Source organism: Paenibacillus planticolens (assembly GCF_013141725.1).
Taxonomy (GTDB): Bacteria; Bacillota; Bacilli; order Paenibacillales; family NBRC-103111; genus Paenibacillus_E; species Paenibacillus_E planticolens.
In genome coordinates, this window is the sequence record NZ_WHNZ01000015.1 from 334,911 (window position 1) to 354,986 (window position 20,076).

Here is a 20,076-nt window from a genome sequence, read left to right on the forward strand (position 1 = left end):
CTCAAATCAACTCTTCTCATGTTGTCCATGTTACCTGTTTGATAAGCAGCTGAGTATGACTCGAGTGGGCTATTTTTTCGACTAGTTTTGTCCTTTTCGTGTCAGTCCGTGTTTGATGGCGAATCCTGTAAGCTGGACACGGTTCTCAAGCCCGAGCTTGACCAATATATTTTTCATATGATTTTTTACCGTATGCTCGGATATCAACAGCTTCTCGGCAATCTGCCGATTGTTGTCTCCCTGGGCGACATAGGCGGTAATTTCTTGCTCGCGCGAGGTTAACATGCTTGGTGTCGGACCTTCCGCATAGGCGCCTACAGGTGCGCGGAACCTTTGAAAAAGCTTGTCCGCCATCCCCCGGGCGACCTCGGAGTTGTCATCGAGTAGGGCGCGCAAATATGTGAGCCATTCATCGGGATCCATATTTTTGAGCAAATAGCCTTGGGCTCCGAATTGCAGCGCGGTGAAAAGGTCGGCAACATCGTCGGAAACCGTAAGCATAACGATTCGGATCGTCCCATATGCTTGTTTGATACGGCGCGTTGCTTCGAGCCCATCCATCGGCGACATGTGAATATCCATTAGCACCACATCCGGAGCGACTTCGCCGCAAAGAAGGATGGCTTCTTCACCGCTGCTGGCTTCGCCTACAATTTCGAAGTCGACGATAGGCTCCAGCATGCTTCGAATCGCTTTTCTCGCCAAGGGATGGTCATCGACAATAAGAACGCGGTACGGTTGAATGTTTGTCATGGCCGGTTCCTCCGATCTACGGCTCGTACCGTAAGCTCGGTGCCGGTTCCGGCCGCCTCGGCTTCGGTTTCCGCTCCGGCCGTGCCGGAGCCCCTTCCATGAAGCTCGAAAACTGCGCCTAACTCAGCAGCCCGTTTATGCATCAGCTCGATGCCGTACTTCTTGCCTTTGGCTTCTGCGTGCTGAAGTCCCCGGCCGTTGTCGGTAATTTTCAGCATCCAGGCATGGGGCTGAGCTTCCAGGACGATCTCTGCCTCCGTGGCCATGGAGTGCTTGCGGATGTTCGTAAAAGCTTCTTGTACGATGCCGAAAAGTTGAACTTCCTCGGAAGGAGAGAAGCTGGTCTCATCAATCGTCAGCTTCTCCTGCAGCTCAATGCCGGTCACCAGACGCCATTCCCGTAGAAATTTATGGATACGCTGATCGAGGCCGGTTCCTTCCTCCGGCGGCGTACGAAGATTGAATATGGCCTGCCGGAGCGAGTTGTCGATTTCAGAAACGGCGGCTTTGGCTTCCTCCAAATCGCCCTGTTTCAGCTTGACGTTGAGGAAAAAAAGCGTCTGAGCCAAGTCGTCATGCAGCTCTCTGGCCAGACGTTCCCGCTCTTCATAGACAGCTCTGCGGGCTTCCCCGATCGTAAGCTGCTCGTTGCTGCGTTCAATGCTCTGGAACATCCACGAAGCGAATAAATAGGAAAGCAGCAGCGTAATGACGGTAATGGCGAAGTTGCCGGCTTCCATCGTTAAATAATTTAGCAGAAATTCATGGCGTATATATTCAAAGCCGCCAATGATAATTACAGGTACGAAAATAGTAAAAAGCTTATAAATACGCAGAGACATGAGATTAGTACACTCCTTACGAAGACTTAAAGTTTGGAACGGATACTATTATAACAAATAAATGTTGGATACCTTCACAAAAATATGGACAAAAGGCTTCTCAAGTTATGCACACGTGTGCTACATTGTAAGTGAATCGTAGCACGAATGAGAGGGTGTGTGGTTACCGCATGTGGAAATCATTGTTGCAGCAGCGAAAAAGCTGGGGAGGATACATCGGCTTTATCCTGCTTCTCCACGTATTGGGATTAATTGGACTTTATACGGTAGCCAAATCGTCACCTGCCTTTTGGGGGATCGGGCTGCTTGCTTATACGCTAGGCATGAGGCATGCTTTTGACGTCGATCATATTGCGGCCATTGACAATACGGTGCGCAAGCTTGTTCAGCAGAAGCGCAATCCTTTGGGCGTCGGCTTTTATTTCTCCCTGGGACATTCCTCCGTCGTTTTCCTGATGGCGATTGTCACTGCTTTTTCCGTGCAATGGGCGGAGAGGGAACTTCCTTGGATGCAGCGTTTCGGAGGCGTTATCGGCGCTTCGGTATCCGGGCTTTTCCTTGTGATCATCGGAATCATCAACTTGCTCATTCTAATAAGCTTGTATAAAATGTTCGTGAAATTTCGCGGCGGCAAGCACGATGACAACGAGTTTGAGGAACTTCTGGAATCCCGCGGGTTTATCGCTCGTATGATCAAACCGCTTTTCTCTTTTATCAGCAAAAGCTGGCATGTGTATCCGTTAGGTTTTCTCTTCGGCCTAGGCTTTGATACCGCCAGCGAAATTGCGCTGTTAGCGATTTCCGCCCATGCGGCCAAGGACGCCATCCCGTTCATCGGCGTCATTTCACTGCCGCTGCTATTTGCAGCGGGGATGAGTCTGTTTGACACAGCAGACGGGATGTTCATGACCAAAGCGTACAAGTGGGCTTTCCATACGCCGGTCCGGAAGCTGTACTACAATTTGACGGTAACCGCATTGGCTGTTATTGCCGCTCTAATTATCGGCGTCATTGAGCTTGGTCAAGTTCTCTCGGAGGAGTTCGGCATGGAAGGAACTTTCTGGACTTGGCTGCAGGACATCGACTTCGGAACCTTAGGCTTCATCCTCGTTGCCCTGTTCGTCGTCGCGTGGATCGTCTCCGTTGCGGTCTGGAAAGGGATGAAAATCGAGGAACGCTGGTCTGCAAAAGTATAAGTCATTGGGAGTGGCCTTAGAACTAGTTTCTGGGCCACCTTTTGTTTTGGCGAACAATGGAATATGAATTTTTTATTAAGGTTAAGCTAGAAAGAAGGAATTTGCCGAATTTCGTTGAATTTAGTTGGTCTGATATTTGATAACATTATTCGATAGAAAGTAGGATTTATATGATTGAGTTTAAACATATTTCCAAGGTATATCCCAATGGAACTGTGGGTCTTAACGACATTAATTTGACAATTAAACCGGGGGAGTTCGTTGTAATCGTTGGTCTCTCAGGCGCTGGAAAGTCGACCTTGCTGCGTTCCATCAATCGCTTGCATGAGACGACTGACGGAGAAATTTTGATAGATGGCAAATCCATCACCAAGGCGAATGGTGCCGAATTGCGTCGAATGCGCAGAGATATCGGCATGATTTTTCAAACGTTTAATTTAGTTAAGCGTTCGACCGTGCTGCGCAACGTTTTATCAGGCCGTGTAGGCTATCACTCCACACTGCGTACTGTTCTCGGCTTGTTTCCAAAACATGATATCGAGCTTTCTCTGAAAGCACTGGAAAGAGTGAATATTCGGGAGAAAGCTTATTCACGCGCTGATGAATTGTCCGGCGGTCAACAGCAACGTGTTTCCATCGCCAGAGCGCTTGCCCAAGAAGCTAAAATTATTTTGGCGGATGAACCGGTAGCCTCCCTGGATCCGTTAACAACGAGACAGGTTATGGATGATCTTAAACGCATTAATACAGAATTAGGCATCACAACGGTTGTTAACCTTCACTTTATTGATTTGGCACGCGAGTATGCAACCCGTATCATTGGACTTCGCGCCGGTAAAGTCGTCTATGACGGGCCTGTTGCTGAAGCGACGGATGAAGTGTTTTCCGAAATTTATGGCCGTGCCATTAAGAAAGATGAGTTGTTGGGGGTGCAGGAGGGATGAGTGTGACGACCGTCAAAAGACCTCCTCGTACGAAGCTTTATCTCACAGCTCTGATCATGGTGCTTTTCCTGGTCGGAAGTATTTACCAGACAGACGCGACGCTCACGAAGCTGGCTACAGGCACGCCGGAAATTTTCAAATTCATCGGGGAAATGTTTCCCCCGGATTGGGCGTTCTTCGCCGACATTTGGAAGCCGATGGCGCAAACTCTCCAAATGTCCATTATTGGTACGACCGTTGGAGCGATCTTCGCTTATCCTTTTGCGCTGCTGGCAGCGCGTAACGTAACGACATCGCCATGGCTATTCTATCCGGCGAGGCTGATCATGAACTTGCTCCGTACGATTCCGGATTTGCTGTACGCTGCGCTTTTTGCGGTGCTGGTGGGCTTTGGCCCGACAGCAGGTACGCTTGCCCTGGTTTTCTTCACGTTCGGTATTTTGTCCAAGCTTTCCTATGAATCGACGGAAGCGATCGACCCGGGTCCGCTGGAGGCGATGACAGCTGTTGGCGCCAACAAGCTGAAGCTGATTCGTTTCGGTGTTCTCCCACAGGTTGCGCCTACCTATTTGGCTCATTTCCTGTACACGTTTGAAGTTAGTATCCGCGCGTCCGCCATCCTCGGTTTGGTTGGAGCCGGCGGTATCGGCTTGCTGCTCAAAAACACGCTGGATCTGTTCCGCTACGATCAGTCCTGCGCGATTGTTATTTACACCTTGCTGGTTGTTGTCATCATCGATCTGGTAAGTACACGGTTCCGTTCTTACCTGCTGAAAGGCAGCGCAAAGCCGATGTCGGAGACCCGCTCACGTACGTACAAAATCGTAGGCTGGGGTGCGGTTATCGCATTGTTCATCTGGTCGTTGACAGGTTTGGAGCTAACGGGCTTCCAGCCAACGACTTGGATTTTGACAAAAGCAATGATTTCAGGCTTGTTCCACCCGGATTGGGCGTATGTCTATATTCCGGAAGGCGAAGATTTGCTTCGCTCCCTGCTTGAAACGTTGTCGATTTCCTATTTAGGCAACTTCGTTTCGGCAGTCGTATGTTTGCCGTTTGCCTTCTGGGCTGCAGCAAATATGAGCCGGTACCGTGCTGTTTCGGGTACGGGGAAATTCTTTTTGAGCGTTGTTCGAACGATACCCGAAATTATTATGGCTTTAATCTTTATCAAAGCCGTAGGACCTAATGCTTATGCCGGGGTAATGGCACTAGGATTGCACTCCGTAGGGATGCTCGGAAAGCTGTATGCGGAAGCTATCGAAAACATGGATATGGGACCTACAGAAGCAATGAATGCCGTCGGTGCGAACATATGGCAGCGGATGGCCTATGCCGTAGTGCCGCAAGTCATCCCTGATTTCATTTCGTACACCTTATATCGTTTTGAAATTAATGTTCGTTCCGCTACCCTGCTCGGTATCATTGGTGCCGGAGGGATTGGTACGCCGCTGATTTTCGCGCTCAATGCAAGGCAGTGGCCTCGTGTGGGCATTATCCTCATCGGGATTATCATTACCGTCTCTATCATTGATTACATCTCAGGGTCGCTTCGCAAACGTATCGTTTAAAGCAATAGACGCCGCATCTGCGGCGTCTGTTTTGTTATGTAGGTTTATCTATTTCACCTGGCCGGAAAGCCTCTCGTGCACCACCAAACGAAGCGATCCGCGGCTAATGGGTGCTAATCCCGATGAACTGCTAGGCGGTTCCAAAACTTCAATTTGTTCGATCAGTTCAATTGGAATCAAAACGTTGCGTATTTTCACAAGTCGAAAAGCTGAATAGTAATTCGTAATAACTCCTTTAATCTCATCTTTGCCGCACCGGATGGAGACTTCATTTTTACAGCTGATTAGCTTTTCGAACATCCAATTTTCACCCCACTATGATATAGGACAAGTCCAGGTAAACAGTTGTCATGCAAAAGTAAAAAAAAATTTGCACGGACGTGCCACACTCATAGTATGCAAGAGTAAAACGGCGTAGAATTGAAAAAAACCTCCACATGATCCCGGAAGAGTCCATGTAGAGGTTTTTGTTTGGATAAGAGAAGCCCGATGGCTTATTTCAAGCCCATTTCTTTGTTAGCGTCGCGAACGATATTGAAATCTGCATCATTGGCAACAACATAACCTTTATGTGTGTAAACTTCAAAAATTACTTTTTGACCTTCAGGGTCATTACCAATCGCGATGAAAGCGTCTTGGATTTTCTTTTTCCAAGCTGCATCCATATCGGAGCGGACAGCGATTGTATCGTTAGGGATTTTATCGGAAAAAGCTAGAACTTTGGTTTGTTTAAAGATGTCCGGGTAATCTTTGGTCATGTTCGTACGAATATCTTGGAACACGCCAACAGCGTCAACCTGACCGTTCAGAAGCGCGATAACCGCTTTGTCATGCCCTTGGAATTGTACGCCTGTTACGTCTTTCACCGGATCAACGCCAGCTTTTTTCAATAAGAGGCCTGGGTACACATAACCAGCTGCGGATGTAACACCTTGCCAGCCCATTTTTTTGCCTTTCAAATCAGCAACGGATTTGATTGGGGAGTCTGCTTTAACAAGGATTTCGGATTTATAGAAATTTACGAGATCTTTCGTTGGTTGGCCTGTTGCATCGTCAACGCCAAGACGTGTTGCTTGAGCAACCAGGTCAGCGGCTTTGCGGTTGTCATGGGCAACAACGTAGTTGCTCGGAGGAAGGAAGCCTACGTCAACTTGTTTGGAAGCCATTGCTTCGATAACAACGTTATAGTCAGTTGAAACGGAAACTTTAACCGGGATACCCAGCTTGTCCCCGAGAAGTTTTTCAAGTGGTTTTGCTTTCGCTTCAAGCGTCTCAGCATTTTGGGAAGGAACGAACTGGACTTTAAGTTCTTTCGGAATAAAACCTGCCGCTGCTGCTGGAGTAGCAGTCGCCGCTGCACCAGCGGAAGCAGATGGAGCCGGAGTTTCTTTTTTGGCGCAGCCTGCAAGCATGCTTGCCGCCACAACCATGGACAACGAGATAACTGTTAATTTTTTCATTTCTTTTTGACCTCCGTTTAATTTAATTTGCTATTTATCTAAGATGTAATATAACATTATCATAAAAGATATGGAAGATAGTGTGAAGTATTTGTTAAACTGACAATTGATATGTATCGCTTTACAAAATAAAATGTTGCGGAGTGGGGAACTTGACTCAACCTGATAAGGTTCAGAAAAGTACAGTAGTCATACTGGAAACAAGCGATTTGCATGGTAATATGCTGCCTTTGCATTATGCGAATAATAAGCCAAACGATGTGGGTTTAGCCAAAGTGGCGGCATTGATTGCCGAAGAGCGGAAGAAGGAAGCCAATGTCATTGTGATCGACAACGGCGATCTCATTCAGGGCACTCCGCTTGCCTACCATCATGCCAGATTGGATAACGAGCCGATGGATCCGATGGTGCTTGGTCTCAACTATATCGGCTACGATGCGGCGGTTATCGGGAATCATGAATTCAATTATGGGCTTGACGTGCTCGGTAAAGCCGTCAAAGAATCCGAGTTTCCTTGGTTATGCGCAAGCATTCTCAATGAGGAGACCGGAGAGCCGTTCTTAGGGAAGCCTTACATCGTTAAACAGCTCCCTGAAGGCGCACGCATCGGCATTCTGGGATTGACGACGCCTTATATTCCGAATTGGGAGAGTCCCGCTCACATTGCAGGCTTGAAGTTCATGGATGCCGTGGAAACAGCCCGGAAATGGGTGAAAGTGCTCAAGGAAGAGGAGCAGGTGGACGTCGTTGTGCTCTCTTATCATGGCGGCTTCGAAAGACATCTGGAGACAGGCGAACCGACAGAACCATTGACGGGAGAAAACCAAGGCTATCAGCTTTGTATGGAAATCGAAGGGATGGATGTGCTGCTTACAGGGCATCAGCACCGGAGCATTGCAGGCCAAGCCATTAACGGCGTCACCGTTGTCCAGCCTGGAACGGCAGGAGTTACCCTTGGGAAAGTGAAGCTGGAGCTGTCGATGTTGGATGGCAAATGGCGAATAGACGCTAAAACATCGGAGCTGCTCCCGGTTTCCGGAGTGGAAGCGGACAAGAAGCTCGTAGAGCTTGTCAGTGCATACGAAGCAAAAACACAAGAGTGGCTGGATCAGCCTATCGGCAAGCTCACCGGGGATATGCTGGTGAAAGACCCTATGCAGACTCGTCTAAAAGACAGTGCGCTCATTGAGTTCATCAACCGCGTGCAAATGGATCTGTCCGGAGCGTCCATCTCGAATACGGCGCTGTTCGATAACGTATCGCCGGGCTTTCCTTCGGATATTACGATGCGGGATATCGTATCCAACTACATTTATCCGAATACACTCAAAGTAATTCGCATTTCCGGACAAGACATCAAGGATGCGTTGGAGCAGTCTGCGGAATATTTTGAGCTTACGCCTGACGGCGAAGTTCAGGTCAGCAGCAAGTTTAGCGAGCCGAAGCCACAGCATTACAACTATGATATGTGGGAAGGCATAACGTATAAACTGAACATCTCCCGTCCGATCGGCGAACGCGTCGTTCAACTCGACTACGATGGGAAGCCGCTAGACCTTAACGCGTCCTACGACGTAGTGATGAACAATTACCGGGCGGCGGGCGGCGGCAATTACGCCATGTTCCAGGACAAGCCGGTAATAAAGGATATTCCGACAGACGTAGCGGAGCTTCTTGCCGGATACATTATGGAGCGGGGCACGATCGAAGCTACCGTGAATGGGAATTGGGAAGTTATCTGGGACTCACAATAAGCTGAAATGATGAAAGAATGAGGATGTCTATAGGCTATGGACATAGCCAATAATCAGGCAAAGGAATTAAGCGGCTTGCATGCGTGCATCTGCTTAACTCCTTTGCCTTTTTGCGTCTACGGTCGCTTTCTTTAATCGCAAATAACTTCAAGTTGACTTCACAACTTGCACTTCGCTAATCAAAATAAAGGGAGAAGCTCCCACTAATTTGACTGAAGAAGCTTGTCAGATTCATTTAGCTGGAAAAACTCCCACTATTTGCGCCGATTTCGTGAGAACCTACGAAATCCGGCCAATTTAACGGGAGGTTTTCCAGTTATTTTCCTGCGAGGTCAACTTTCGAGTAATTTAGATGGAGTTTTTCCAGTTAGCTACCTTCGTGTTCTTCAGTAAAGCTTGGATTTGGAAACAATCAAAAATCTACTTCTGGAGCAGGATTTTTTGTGAAATTCTCTCTATGCGAACCGGGTGTGGATTCGATATGATAAGCGTAGTATGAAATTGAAGAAGGGGGTTTCTTGCATTGAGCACAGCAACAACGATTGAGTTATGGCCCGGAGCATCCCGGGAGAGCATCGGTGAGGTAAACCAAGGATGTCCGAGCTTGACATTGTATCCTGTCGCAAGCGAAGGCTTGCGCGCTGCCGTTATCGTATTTCCGGGAGGCGGTTACGCCATGCGTGCGGCCCACGAAGGGGAGCCCGTTGCAAAATGGCTCAATGGACTAGGGATATCCGCTTTTGTTTTAAACTACCGGGTAGCGCCATACGAACATCCGGTTCCGCTTCAAGATGCCCAAAGGGCGATTCGAACCGTAAGACATCACGCAGCGGAATGGGGCATTGATCCGAAGCGAGTAGGCATCCTTGGTTTTTCTGCCGGCGGACATCTGGCATCCTCGGCGGGGACTCTTTACGACGCTGGGAATCAAGACGCGGCCGATCCGATCGAGAGACAAAGCAGTCGTCCGGATGCTTTAATTCTTTGTTATCCGGTCATCTCCTTCTACGAGTATGGACATGTGGGCTCCAAACGCAATTTATTAGGCGAAACACCGGATGAGGAGCTGGTTACTCTGCTATCCACTGAAAAACAAGTCACAGACGACACGCCGCCGACCTTCCTATGGCACACCGCAGACGACGGTGCCGTTCCCGTAGAGAATAGCTTGCTGTTTGCTGGAGCGCTAAGCCGCCATAAAGTGCCGTACGATTTGCACATTTTTGAGAGTGGAAAGCATGGAATCGGCATGGCAGTTGATCATGGCGAAGCTTATTTGTGGCCGGAGCTTTGCGCAAATTGGCTGAAGAAGCAGCAGTTCGCATGACGAAGCTGCATTATGAATGCCATCACCTCGGAGATTCGGCGATCGTGCTTACGCTTGGCGGGAGCATAGAGCCGTCTACACTGGAGCTGGTAAAGCAAGTAACAGCCTATCTGGAGAAACATCCTTTCGAAGGTTTCACGGAAGCAGTGGCTGCCTATACAACCATAACGATTTATTATGACGCCGTCTCGGTATATCGGCAATTTTCGGAAGCGGAAGTCTTCCGCAAACAGGAGTATCTCGCCGGAGCGAACTATTTGCTGCCCTGTGACAAAGTTCTGCATCATATTCAACGGCTTTTAGAAAACTTTGAACCCGATAGTCCGATCCAATCCGGCCTGACTGAGGTCCCAATAGAAATTCCCGTTTGTTACGGCGGAGATTTTGGCCCGGATCTGACGGATGTAGCGGCTCATCACGGTGTGACTTTAGAAGAGATTGTAGCGCTGCATACAGCGAAAATTTACCCAGTCTATATGATTGGCTTTGCGCCGGGCTTTCCGTACTTGGGGGGAATGGACGAAGGGCTTGTTACACCAAGAAAATCGGTGCCCCGGCCCCGCATTCCTGCCGGATCCGTAGGGATTGGCGGAGCGCAAACCGGCATTTACCCATTGGAAACGCCGGGCGGATGGCATTTGATCGGACGCACGCCGATCGCTTTGTTTCAGCCGGATTCTGAGTCCCCATCTTTACTACGTGCGGGAGATCTGGTGAAGTTCGTCTCGATCACGCCGGAACAGTTCCATTTTATCGCTGAAAGGAACCAAGGACATGGGCTTTAAAGTCATCAAGCCGGGATTATTATCGACCATGCAGGATGAAGGGCGCTATGGATTCCGCAAATATGGCGTGATTGCATCAGGTCCCATGGACTTGTTCGCCCATAGAACCGCTAATATTCTTGTAGGAAATACGGCGGATGCCGCTGTTTTAGAAATAACGCTGCAAGGACCCCGCATGGTTGCGCAGACGGATATGCTTTTGGCCCTGTGTGGAGCTGAGATGGAAGCCTGTGTGGAGGAGAGGAAGGTGCCGCTATGGCGGTCCTTTCTCATCCGCAAAGGTGAACAGCTGAACATCGGATACGCGGCTAAGGGCTGCCGAGCCTATTTAGCGGTACATGGGGGTTTCGCGGCAAAAGTCAGCATGGGCAGCAAAAGCACTTATTTACGAGCGGGAATAGGCGGTCACGAAGGCAGAGCGCTTGTGGCCGGTGATGAATTGAATGTAAGCAGGGCCAGCAAGATAGCTTTGAACATCGGCAGTCTGTCTGTTTCAGGCGCTGTGAGTGCTTATATTTGTCCAAATTACGAAGACAATCCGGTTGTAAACGTCGTATGGGGCAAGGAGGCCGAGCTTTTTACGGAATCCGCAAAGCGTAAGTTTCTGAGCAAAAGCTTTATGGTCACTCCACAATCGGACCGGATGGGATATCGCTTAGAGGGAGAGCCCTTAGCGTCGAATGGCGATATTGCCTATGAAATGATCTCGGAAGGAGTCGTACAAGGGACGATTCAGGTGCCTCCGGGCGGTCAGCCTATTCTTTTGCTCTCCGACTGCCAAACAACAGGAGGTTATCCACGCATTGCGCATGTGATCACGGCTCATCTGCCGATTATCGCGCAAGTAAAACCCGGGGGCAAGCTTCGCTTTCGTGAAGTCAGCCTGCGCGAGGCGCAGGAGCAGCTTTTGCTGCAAGCTATGGATTTGCAGTTGTTAGAAGCCGGCGTACTGGCGTGGTTCAAGGATCATAGTGGATCGTAAAGCCAACCGCCAAACATGAAGACATAAATAATATACCGCGGAGTTATGGAAGGGGATGGGAGAGTGAGCTTGCTGCGTATAGATTTGAATTGCGATATGGGCGAAGGCTTCGGCGCCTATCGCCTGGGAAGTGACGCGGAGCTGCTGGACTTCGTCAGCTCCGCCAACATCGCCTGCGGATTCCACGCAGGCGATCCGGCCACCATGCGCAGCACCGTGCAGTTGTGCTTGCGCAAGGGCGTTGCGATCGGGGCCCATCCGGGCCTTCCCGATCTGCAGGGCTTCGGCCGGCGCGAGATCGCGATCACGCCGGACGATGCTTACGAGCTGACGTTGTATCAGCTCGGGGCGCTGCAGGCGTTCGTCCACGCCGAAGGCGGACGCCTGCAGCATGTCAAGCCGCATGGCGCGCTCTATCACATGGCGGCGAAGCGCCATGATCTCGCCGCGGCCATTGCGGCTGCGACACTCAGCGTCAGCGCGGAGCTGACGCTGTTCGGCCCGCCCGGCAGCGAGCTGCTGCGGGCGGGCGCCGCCGCGGGGCTGCGAACCGCGAGCGAAGCGTTCGCGGACCGCACCTACCGGCGGGACGGCGCTTTAGCGCCCCGGGATCAGCCCGGGGCGCTGCTGGAGAGCGCAGCGGATGCGGCGGCGCAGGTGGTGCGGCTTGTCCGCGAGGGGAAGGTCCTCTCCCGGGAGGGAGAGGATCTGAGCATGCGTGCGGACACGATCTGTATCCACGGCGACGGTGCACACGCCGTGGCGTTTGCGCGCGATATCCGCGCGCAGCTGAACCGCAGCGGCATCGCGGTAATGGCGCTGGGGGATTGAACCCAGCGCCCAGAGGCCAGAACCCAGAGCCCAGAGCCCAGAGCCCAGAGCCTAACGGACTGAGATGCTGCTATCTGCCACTATTAGGATGGGAATAGAATATAACGGACTCGAGTGCAGCTATCTGTCCGAAATTCCCTATATCCTTCCTAAAATTAACTGATAAAGACCATACAGTCCGTTAACTCCTACTAATGATGCTGAAAATCAAAATAACGGCTAATAGGTCCGTTGGTGGCGTCAAATGTCGTGAACGCAGTCAATTCCCCCGTCACTTTGCACCAATCCTGTTGTCCAATCCATCCTCCGCCATCGAAAACCACCATCCCTGCTTCTTTCAATTCATTTCCCCTCTCATCAACCCTCCGCCATCAAAAACCACCATCCCTGCCTCTATTCAATTCAATTCCTCCTCCCACAATCCGTCCAACTAGGAAAGAATCCTTATAACGATTCTTTCACTTGAGCTTGGGCAGGGAATATGAGTAAATAGAGAAGTAGCCGGCCGGCTAATGACTTCGGAAAGGAGTGATCAAGGTGATTACAACAAAAGCGGAGGTGATCTCTGCGTAAGCAGAGATCATCGTTTCAACCGGGGGCTCCTGGGCCCCCGCATATTCTTAACTTTGCGAGTAGACAGCGAGAAGCTTTTTACATATAATGAGAATTGTGAACACGAAGTGAACACAAGCAACACAGGAGAGACTTTGCTCTCCAACCAAATCTCAACAAATCCCAATATAAGGTGAAAGGAGTGCTTTTTAATGAACACAATGACAATGACAGTAGCGATGAATGTTGCGGCCGCCGCAGAGGTAACCGTCTCCTAACTGAATATCATTCGTGGAATAACCGTTCACCTGAATTTTGTATAATCGCATATACAACCGACAGGCACGATTAGGTCGTGTTTTTTTTATTCCATTTTGATAAGAATGGTATGAGGTTTAGGGGCGATGAGATTACTCTCTGCAAATCCGAACAAAGTTTAATCTTTGCGACAATTTGAGGAGGTTTTCATCCATGAGTTACAAGAACGGGAAAGACGTTCTTCCCCCTAACCTATTAAAACAATTACAAGAATATATCCAAGGTGAAATCGTATATATCCCTAAGAAAGAGCAGAAACGCGCCGGATGGGGAGAAAATAACGGAACACGCATTATAATCGAGCGTAGAAATCAAGAAATTTTCCGGTTGTACCAAACAGGCTCCACCGTGATGGAGCTGATCAAGACGTTCCATCTGTCGGAAGACAGCATCCGCAAAATTATTGTGAAGACACGCGAATTAACAGCTAATCAAGCATAGAAGCAGCATCCATTGCGATGTTGCTTTTTTCTTTGTGATAAATTGTAAAATGTTGGTTGAATCTAAAAGGGATCAATGAGAAGGCTAGCGAAATAAAGGAGATCATGAGATTACATTTTTCGACAGGAGGAGTTTCTATGATATCTGTATTCGTCTACGGCACCTTACTCGTTGGAGAGAGCAATCACTCGGTAGCTGCTCCTTATGTGAAGTCTGTGCGGCCTGGTACGATTTATGGACGTTTGTTTGATGTAGGACCTTATCCTGCGCTCTTGTTAACCGAAGGGGATAGCCAGCGGCACGTTGTTGGAGAGTGGCTGGAAGTAAACGAAGAGGGCTTGCAAGCGATGGATGCCCTGGAGGGCTACCATGGACCCGGTGCCTCCAATGAGTATGAACGTGTCTGGATCCGTGATGTGAGCGGGCTGCGCGAAGGCTGGGTGTACATCTACCCCACTGTCAAAGGGCTCAAAGAAATTGACGGCTCGTCATGGAAAACATATAACGCTGGGCGAAGCAAATGATTTATTTTGACTCTTTTCGACAAATTCCTGTCTTGCCTATGAGCATGATGCTATAATTAAAGTAATTTATTTATTAGAGGAGAAACTTATGTCCGTTTATAAAATACTGCTAGCTGACGACGAACTTGCACTCCGCTTCCTGCTAACGGAAACGTTATCGGATGAAGGGTATGAAATTACGGAGGTAGAGGACGGCCAGCAAGCCATTGAACAGCTTCAAATTGAATCATTTGATTTGATTATTCTTGACTATATGATGCCTGAGCGCACGGGCGTTGAGGTCTGTGAATGGCTGCGTCAAAGCGATAATGCGAATCGCGATCTTCCTGTCATTTTGCTTACGGCTAAGGCTTTGGATAAAGATAAAGAGAAAGCCAAAGCGGCTGGCGTCACAACTTATATTGTCAAGCCGTTCAGTCCGCTTCAACTTCTAAATACGGTCGGACAATTATTAGAAAGTTGATTCGAATTCTATAGAGATTAATTTTATAAGTAAAAAGGGTGATTGTCCGTCATGCATAATACGAATCTAGAGCACACAAAGAGCCCCGGGTCAGAATCGGATAAAGACGCAAGAATTCTCAGGCAAGGCAGAAAACTGTTCATTCGTGAGTTTGAAAAACAGCTGAAAGAGCTTGAAGCTCTGTTGGATGCAATTCGCGTTGTGCCGGCAGTGGAGGACTTAAATAAATTTTACCGCATCATCCATACGCTTAAAGGCAGTGCGCCGATTTTTGGTTATGACCGGATCGGCAGACTGGCGGAAGATCTGGTTCGTCTGTGGGAATGGACGCAAGCTATCGATCAAGAGCAGGATGAGTCGTTTATTTCTATGAATCCGGTTCTGGAAAGCATAGAACGCAGCATCAAGTTTCTTCGTGAAATGAATATGGAATATGATATCGGCATGACGGAAATTCAAATGGATGAGCAAAAGGACCGAAGCGCAGGTTCCATGCTTAGAACGCTGAAAAGCCGTCTGCTTCTTGTCGACGATGACGAAGTGCTCCGTTCCTATTTGACCAGGCGCCTTCAGCTTGATGATTGTATTGTCGATGAGGCCGCTGATGTGGAGTCCGCCATGAAGCTGCTGCGTACCCATACGTATGATCTCGTGACGCTCGATCTCATGATGCATCCGCAGTCGGGGTATGAGCTGTTTGAATTCCTCAAGGAAGATCCTACGTTGAAGTGGCTGCCGCTCATCGTCTTGTCAGGACGAAACGATTTGAATGATAAAGTGCGCTGTTTCCATCTGGGAGCTGACGATTATGTCACAAAGCCGTTTCAATATGAGGAGTTAGCCGCGCGGATCTACGGACTGCTCAAAAGGACGAAAAATTTCGAGCAGCTCGCTTTCCGCGATCCGCTGACCGGTGTGTTCAACCGTCGCTATTTTGACCTTCAAATTGGCATGGAGCTGCAGCGGATCGAACGCTATCCTGCGCCGATTTCGCTCGTTTTCATCGATATTGATTGCTTCAAAAAAATTAACGATACGTATGGTCATCACGTGGGAGATTTGGTGCTGCAAGGCTTGGCTCACTTAATGCAAGTCAATTTGCGCGCGACCGATTTGCTGGCCCGTTTCGGAGGCGAAGAATTTGTGATTGCCCTACCGAATACATGCCTGGAACAGGCGCAATTCACGATGCAGAACATCCTGAATAAAGTTCGCTCCAACCCGGTTGCCCAGTATGAGGGGAAAACGTTCTCCATTACTTTCTCGGCAGGCATTGCCCAGTGGCAGAAAGAAATGACAGTAGCTGATTGGGTGTCCAAAGCGGATGAAGCGATGTATCAAGCCAAGCAGCAGGGCAGGAACCGAATTCTAGGCGCATCTGCAGATAAAGAAGCTCAGCCGAACAAATCGACTGCGCTGCCTCACCCTGAGAAGAAAAATTTGCTTATCGTCGACGATGACCCGATTCTAAGAGCGATACTCACTTCGCATTTGGAGCATTTGCCGATTACGATTACCCATGCTTCCGACGGTGAAGAGGCGCTCGGTTTGCTGAAGGAAAAGAGCTACGATGCCTGCATTCTAGATGGGATGATGCCGAAGTTGGACGGGTTCTCCTTATTGGATCAGATTCACAAGGATTCCCGCTTAGCGAATACGAATATGAAGGTGCTCATGCTTTCCGGCAAGAAAAAGGAAGATGATTTGCTCAAAGGCTATCAAATGGGCGCCGATGACTATATGACGAAGCCATTTTCGCTGGTAGAGCTGGAAGTCCGCGTGAAAAAACTGATGAACTTCATATAACAGAAGGGGGTTGGACTTATGTCCGCTCCCTTTTGCCATATGGTTGGCTGCACCTCGAATGAAACGCAAAGATTTTGCGGCACCGTCACTTTCTGGTAGAGTAAAAGGTATGCGTAGGATTCGAAGTTGCTCTCTTTTTTTGATAAAATTAGGCTTGGAGGTGCGAGATGTCTGATAAAAAATGGTTCAGTTTGGAGGAAGCCAATGAAATGCTTCCGTTCGTGGATCAGGAATTAAAGAAAATGCAAGCCTTGAAGCGTGCTTTTGAAGAGAAATACACCGAGCTGCGCAGAAAGAAAAATGAATTGGCTGAAACGCCCGGCACGGAGAAGGACCCGTTCTTTCTACAGGAAGCGGAGCTTGAATTTATGCAGATCGAGGCGCGCGGGCTGATACAGCATTTTCAGCAAACGGGAGTAGAGCTTAAGGATATAGAAACAGGCCTTGTGGATTTCCCGTCTTTAATCGGGGGTCAGGAAGTGCTGCTTTGTTGGAAACAAGGAGAGGACAGAATCCGTTACTACCACGGCAAAGAGGATGGTTATGCCGGGCGTAGACCAATTATGGATTAGAGGAACTTATCTATGAATAGACAGCAACAAAATAGTCGTCAACGCTTTTGGTTCTTGCCTGCATTTCTGATGTGTATACTAGCTATGATGCTCTTAAGTTCATTTGTCGTCCCGCAATCCGTGTCTGCTCATGCATCGTTGGTACAGGCGATTCCGGAATCGGGTGCAAAGCTGGAAAGCTCTCCGCCCCAAGTTGCGATTACCTTCAATGAATCTTTAGATGCAGGACTCTTTTATATCAAAGTTTTTAATCGTGACGGCAATGAAATGACGAGCAATAAAGCTTATTTGAACAAAGAGCAGACAACTGTGCTCCTTGATCTTCCGAAGTTGACCGAAGGCGTTTATTTGATCAGCTATCATGTCATTTCGGCTGACGGTCACCCGATTGGCGGCAGCTATCCGCTGACGATCGGCAATCCGCCGCAAGAAGATTCGCTTGCTCTTCCTTCCGCTCATGCCAATCACGATCACGGATCAGGTCCGCTGACGACCAAGGTCCTGCTGCAGTATGCCTCGCGCGGTCTGTGGTACCTGATGCTGCTCGCATTAACAGGATGGGTGATTTGGTTAAGAGTACTTGGGAAAGACGGCGGGAAAGAAACAGGAAGCGCCTTAGCTTCATGGACGCTGAATCTGCAGCGTGCTCAACTGGTTGCCCTATTGCTGCTCATTTTTACCCATATCGAGGATCTGCTTGGCGGCGGAGGGATGGATGAGCTATGGAAGCTTTTCAGTTCGACGGGCGTCGGTATTTCCTGGCTGATCCTGCTGGTCTTATCTTTTCTCGGGTTCGTCCTAATTGGCAAACTGGCATGGTTGGATTGGATATGGCCATTAGGTTTACTAGCAGCCAAGAGCTTTAGCGGCCACGCCGCGTCCTTTTCACCGGTATGGGCGACGATCGGGCTAGATTGGATTCATTTGGTGGGCGCGGCGATGTGGGTAGGCGGCTTGGTGCTGCTCTATGCCAAGTGGCGTCATAAGAGCAATGACATTAGCGCGTATATGAGCAAATTTTCGAAGATGGCTTTGATTTCCATTGTGGTGCTCACGCTGTCAGGAGTCTTGTCCGTTGTGCTATTCTTACCGAGTTTGCGCTATTTGTTATACTCCGGATGGGGTATTCTGATGCTCGTGAAAGTTGGCGCGGTTATCCTTGTTGTGCTTACGGCTTTTGTCATTCGACTCCTGATGCGCAAGAAGAAGGCTGCACAATCTTTCATCTGGGTGAGGGTAGATCTAACGCTTATGGTCATTATTGTGCTGCTGGTTGGCATCATCACTTATGTGGCACCGATTCCGGCTAATGAGCCGCTGCAGTGGCATCAAATGGGAGAAAAAGTCCATGTGTCTGCGGACATCACACCGAAAATTCAAGGAACAAATTCCTTCACAGCAAAAGTGTTTCTTCCGGAAAATTCAGGGAAACCGAAGCAAGTGCTTATGATTCTTCATTATATGGACGATAAAGAAATTGCTCCTATTGCTGTGCCAATAGCGGCATACGAAGATAAGAAAGATGAAGAGTCTTACGGCTTTGCCAAGTTCAGTTATCGGGCAGAGGGAGCCTATCTTCCTTTCAGAGGGAACTGGCAGCTGGAAATGCGTGTGATGGATGCGGATGATAATGAAACGGTATACCGCAAAGACTTCATCGTATATTAGAGCTATAAGGATAATAAGGAAATAATCTAACATTGCCCGAAGGTAGGTGCCGTCATGGCTTGGATGAACATGCTCGAAAGAGAACAATTGACCGTTAAATTGGATAACAAGGATGAGGTTGCCTTGCTGGAAGTTAACGATGGGGGAATATCGCCTAACTACGTAACGATTCGCCTGAATGAAAGCGAGATCGACGAGCTGATTGAAGCTTTGCAGCGAATAAAACGAGCTATCCAATAGCCTGCACGTGATATAAGCCAAACGAGGCTGTCCCCAGTCATTTCTATGACTTGCGGGACAGCCTCGTTTGCTATTTAAAATAAGCTCCAGTCAAATTCCTGCGACAGTTTCCCCAGGAGGTGAACGCCTGCGGTACTGTTGCCTTTACGGTTCAGGGCAGGACTGACCAGGCCGATACCGTAGTGTCCGGGCACCATCGTCAAAATGCTGCCGGACACGCCGCTCTTGGCTGGCAGTCCTACGTTCATTGCGAATTCGCCGGATGCATTGTACATCCCGCAAGTGAACATGAACGTCTTCGCGATCTGCACAAAGCGCCGCGGAATGAGGCGTTGATTGCGAATCGGGTCGACGCCGTTATGGGCGAGAACTAAAGCCATTCTGGCTAAATCCGCGCAGCTGACCTGAATGGAACAATGGCTGAAATAGACCTGAAGAACATCGTCGACCTCGCGGTCCAGAACGCCGTTGTCTTTCAAGAAGTAGGCAAGCGAACGGTTGCGGTGGGCGGTGTCCGATTCTGATTTGAACACATCCTGGTTAATATCAAGCGCAGGATTGTGGGCAATCTCTCGGAAAAATTGAAGAATGCGTTCAATTTGTTCCTTAGGCGAGCTGCCTGCTATCAAGGATGAAATCGCGATGGCTCCGGCATTAATAAGCGGATTAAAAGGAATTCCGGGCTCCACAAGCTCCAGCTTTAACATAGAATTAAAGTCGTCTCCGGTAGGCTCCATGCCTACTTTTGAAAACACGGTCTCTTCGCCGTTATCCATTAAAGCAAGAATAAGCGTGAACACTTTCGAAATACTTTGCAGCGTAAAATGATAGTGCGTATCGCCTGCTGCAACCGTATTCCCCTCAGCATCCATGATGCAGATACCCAAAATATCGGCGGGAGCATTCGCAAGTTCAGGAATGTAGGAAGCAACATGGCCATCTGCGGTATGGGCTTTGCTTGCCGCAACCCATTCAGCCAAATGGTCGTTAAGCTGCTTCCAAGTTGTTGTATGCTCGCTCTGATGCATCATGAAGTCATTCCTTCCT

The 20,076-nt window shown here is 49.0% G+C and carries 21 protein-coding genes; 15 read left to right on the plus strand and 6 right to left on the minus strand.

The genetic code is table 11. The annotated features are described in order from the left end of the window. Positions 1-81 precede the first annotated feature (81 nt). Positions 82-744 (minus strand): response regulator, encoded by a 663-nt coding sequence (locus GC097_RS07645; RefSeq protein ID WP_171682885.1) that lies wholly within the window; start codon positions 742-744, stop codon positions 82-84. 5 nt (positions 745-749) lie between these two features. Then, positions 750-1,595 (minus strand): sensor histidine kinase, encoded by an 846-nt coding sequence (locus GC097_RS07650; RefSeq protein WP_171682717.1) that lies wholly within the window; start codon positions 1,593-1,595, stop codon positions 750-752. Positions 1,596-1,765: 170 nt separating this feature from the next. On the opposite strand from GC097_RS07650, the gene GC097_RS07655 reads away from it, so the two are divergent. The 3 genes from GC097_RS07655 (at position 1,766) to phnE (ending at position 5,306) form a co-directional block, all read left to right on the plus strand. After that, positions 1,766-2,791: a HoxN/HupN/NixA family nickel/cobalt transporter gene (locus GC097_RS07655; protein ID WP_171682718.1), complete on the plus strand. Its 1,026-nt coding sequence runs from the start codon at positions 1,766-1,768 to the stop codon at positions 2,789-2,791. Between the two features lie 170 nt (positions 2,792-2,961). Next, complete coding sequence (gene phnC, locus GC097_RS07660) at positions 2,962-3,735, plus strand: phosphonate ABC transporter ATP-binding protein (RefSeq protein WP_167062076.1); 774 nt, start codon at positions 2,962-2,964, stop codon at positions 3,733-3,735. Next, positions 3,732-5,306, plus strand: a complete 1,575-nt coding sequence (gene phnE / locus GC097_RS35225; RefSeq protein ID WP_376768369.1) for a phosphonate ABC transporter, permease protein PhnE — start codon at positions 3,732-3,734, stop codon at positions 5,304-5,306. The genes phnC and phnE overlap by 4 nt, the downstream gene beginning before the upstream one ends. Before the next feature lie 48 nt (positions 5,307-5,354). Here phnE and GC097_RS07675 read toward each other — a convergent pair whose 3' ends face one another. Both GC097_RS07675 and GC097_RS07680 read right to left on the minus strand, forming a co-directional pair. Continuing rightward, positions 5,355-5,606 (minus strand): hypothetical protein, encoded by a 252-nt coding sequence (locus GC097_RS07675; RefSeq protein ID WP_171682719.1) that lies wholly within the window; start codon positions 5,604-5,606, stop codon positions 5,355-5,357. Positions 5,607-5,800: 194 nt separating this feature from the next. Further along, a complete protein-coding gene (locus GC097_RS07680; protein ID WP_171682720.1) occupies positions 5,801-6,766 on the minus strand; it encodes a phosphate/phosphite/phosphonate ABC transporter substrate-binding protein in 966 nt (321 codons plus the stop codon). Positions 6,767-6,918: 152 nt separating this feature from the next. Between GC097_RS07680 and GC097_RS07685 the strand changes: the two genes are divergently transcribed. The 5 genes from GC097_RS07685 (at position 6,919) to GC097_RS07705 (ending at position 12,445) form a co-directional block, all read left to right on the plus strand. Then, positions 6,919-8,520, plus strand: a complete 1,602-nt coding sequence (locus tag GC097_RS07685; protein ID WP_281364252.1) for a bifunctional metallophosphatase/5'-nucleotidase — start codon at positions 6,919-6,921, stop codon at positions 8,518-8,520. Between the two features lie 523 nt (positions 8,521-9,043). Further along, a complete protein-coding gene (locus tag GC097_RS07690) occupies positions 9,044-9,847 on the plus strand; it encodes an alpha/beta hydrolase (protein WP_216625683.1) in 804 nt (267 codons plus the stop codon). Further along, positions 9,820-10,632 carry a 5-oxoprolinase subunit PxpB gene (gene pxpB, locus GC097_RS07695; protein ID WP_246294036.1) on the plus strand — a complete coding sequence of 271 codons (813 nt, stop codon included), beginning with the start codon at positions 9,820-9,822 and terminating at the stop codon, positions 10,630-10,632. Before GC097_RS07690 ends, pxpB begins: the two co-directional genes overlap by 28 nt. Continuing rightward, the gene (locus tag GC097_RS07700; RefSeq protein WP_171682721.1) at positions 10,622-11,614 is read left to right on the plus strand and encodes a 5-oxoprolinase subunit C family protein; all 993 of its coding nucleotides are present in this window, start codon (positions 10,622-10,624) and stop codon (positions 11,612-11,614) included. The genes pxpB and GC097_RS07700 overlap by 11 nt, the downstream gene beginning before the upstream one ends. Before the next feature lie 69 nt (positions 11,615-11,683). Beyond that, a complete protein-coding gene (locus tag GC097_RS07705) occupies positions 11,684-12,445 on the plus strand; it encodes a LamB/YcsF family protein (RefSeq protein WP_171682722.1) in 762 nt (253 codons plus the stop codon). Positions 12,446-12,636: 191 nt separating this feature from the next. Here the strand turns inward: GC097_RS07705 and GC097_RS07710 are convergent, their stop codons facing one another. Then, positions 12,637-12,786 (minus strand): hypothetical protein, encoded by a 150-nt coding sequence (locus GC097_RS07710; RefSeq protein WP_171682723.1) that lies wholly within the window; start codon positions 12,784-12,786, stop codon positions 12,637-12,639. Between the two features lie 682 nt (positions 12,787-13,468). Here GC097_RS07710 and GC097_RS07715 point away from each other — a divergent pair. The 7 genes from GC097_RS07715 (at position 13,469) to GC097_RS07745 (ending at position 19,029) form a co-directional block, all read left to right on the plus strand. Further along, positions 13,469-13,756, plus strand: coding sequence for a CD3324 family protein (locus GC097_RS07715; RefSeq protein WP_167062066.1), 288 nt, complete (start codon positions 13,469-13,471; stop codon positions 13,754-13,756). Between the two features lie 137 nt (positions 13,757-13,893). After that, positions 13,894-14,280 (plus strand): gamma-glutamylcyclotransferase family protein, encoded by a 387-nt coding sequence (locus GC097_RS07720; protein WP_171682724.1) that lies wholly within the window; start codon positions 13,894-13,896, stop codon positions 14,278-14,280. Between the two features lie 88 nt (positions 14,281-14,368). Next, positions 14,369-14,743: a response regulator gene (locus GC097_RS07725; RefSeq protein ID WP_171682725.1), complete on the plus strand. Its 375-nt coding sequence runs from the start codon at positions 14,369-14,371 to the stop codon at positions 14,741-14,743. 51 nt (positions 14,744-14,794) lie between these two features. Beyond that, on the plus strand, positions 14,795-16,549 hold the full coding sequence (locus tag GC097_RS07730) for a response regulator (protein WP_171682726.1): 1,755 nt from the start codon (positions 14,795-14,797) through the stop codon (positions 16,547-16,549). A gap of 167 nt (positions 16,550-16,716) precedes the next feature. Beyond that, complete coding sequence (locus GC097_RS07735; protein WP_171682727.1) at positions 16,717-17,121, plus strand: DUF2203 domain-containing protein; 405 nt, start codon at positions 16,717-16,719, stop codon at positions 17,119-17,121. A gap of 12 nt (positions 17,122-17,133) precedes the next feature. Next, a complete protein-coding gene (locus tag GC097_RS07740) occupies positions 17,134-18,789 on the plus strand; it encodes a copper resistance CopC/CopD family protein (RefSeq protein WP_171682728.1) in 1,656 nt (551 codons plus the stop codon). A gap of 54 nt (positions 18,790-18,843) precedes the next feature. Next, positions 18,844-19,029 carry a hypothetical protein gene (locus GC097_RS07745; protein ID WP_171682729.1) on the plus strand — a complete coding sequence of 62 codons (186 nt, stop codon included), beginning with the start codon at positions 18,844-18,846 and terminating at the stop codon, positions 19,027-19,029. A gap of 74 nt (positions 19,030-19,103) precedes the next feature. Here the strand turns inward: GC097_RS07745 and glsA are convergent, their stop codons facing one another. Then, complete coding sequence (gene glsA / locus GC097_RS07750) at positions 19,104-20,060, minus strand: glutaminase A (protein ID WP_246294037.1); 957 nt, start codon at positions 20,058-20,060, stop codon at positions 19,104-19,106. Positions 20,061-20,076 lie beyond the last annotated feature (16 nt).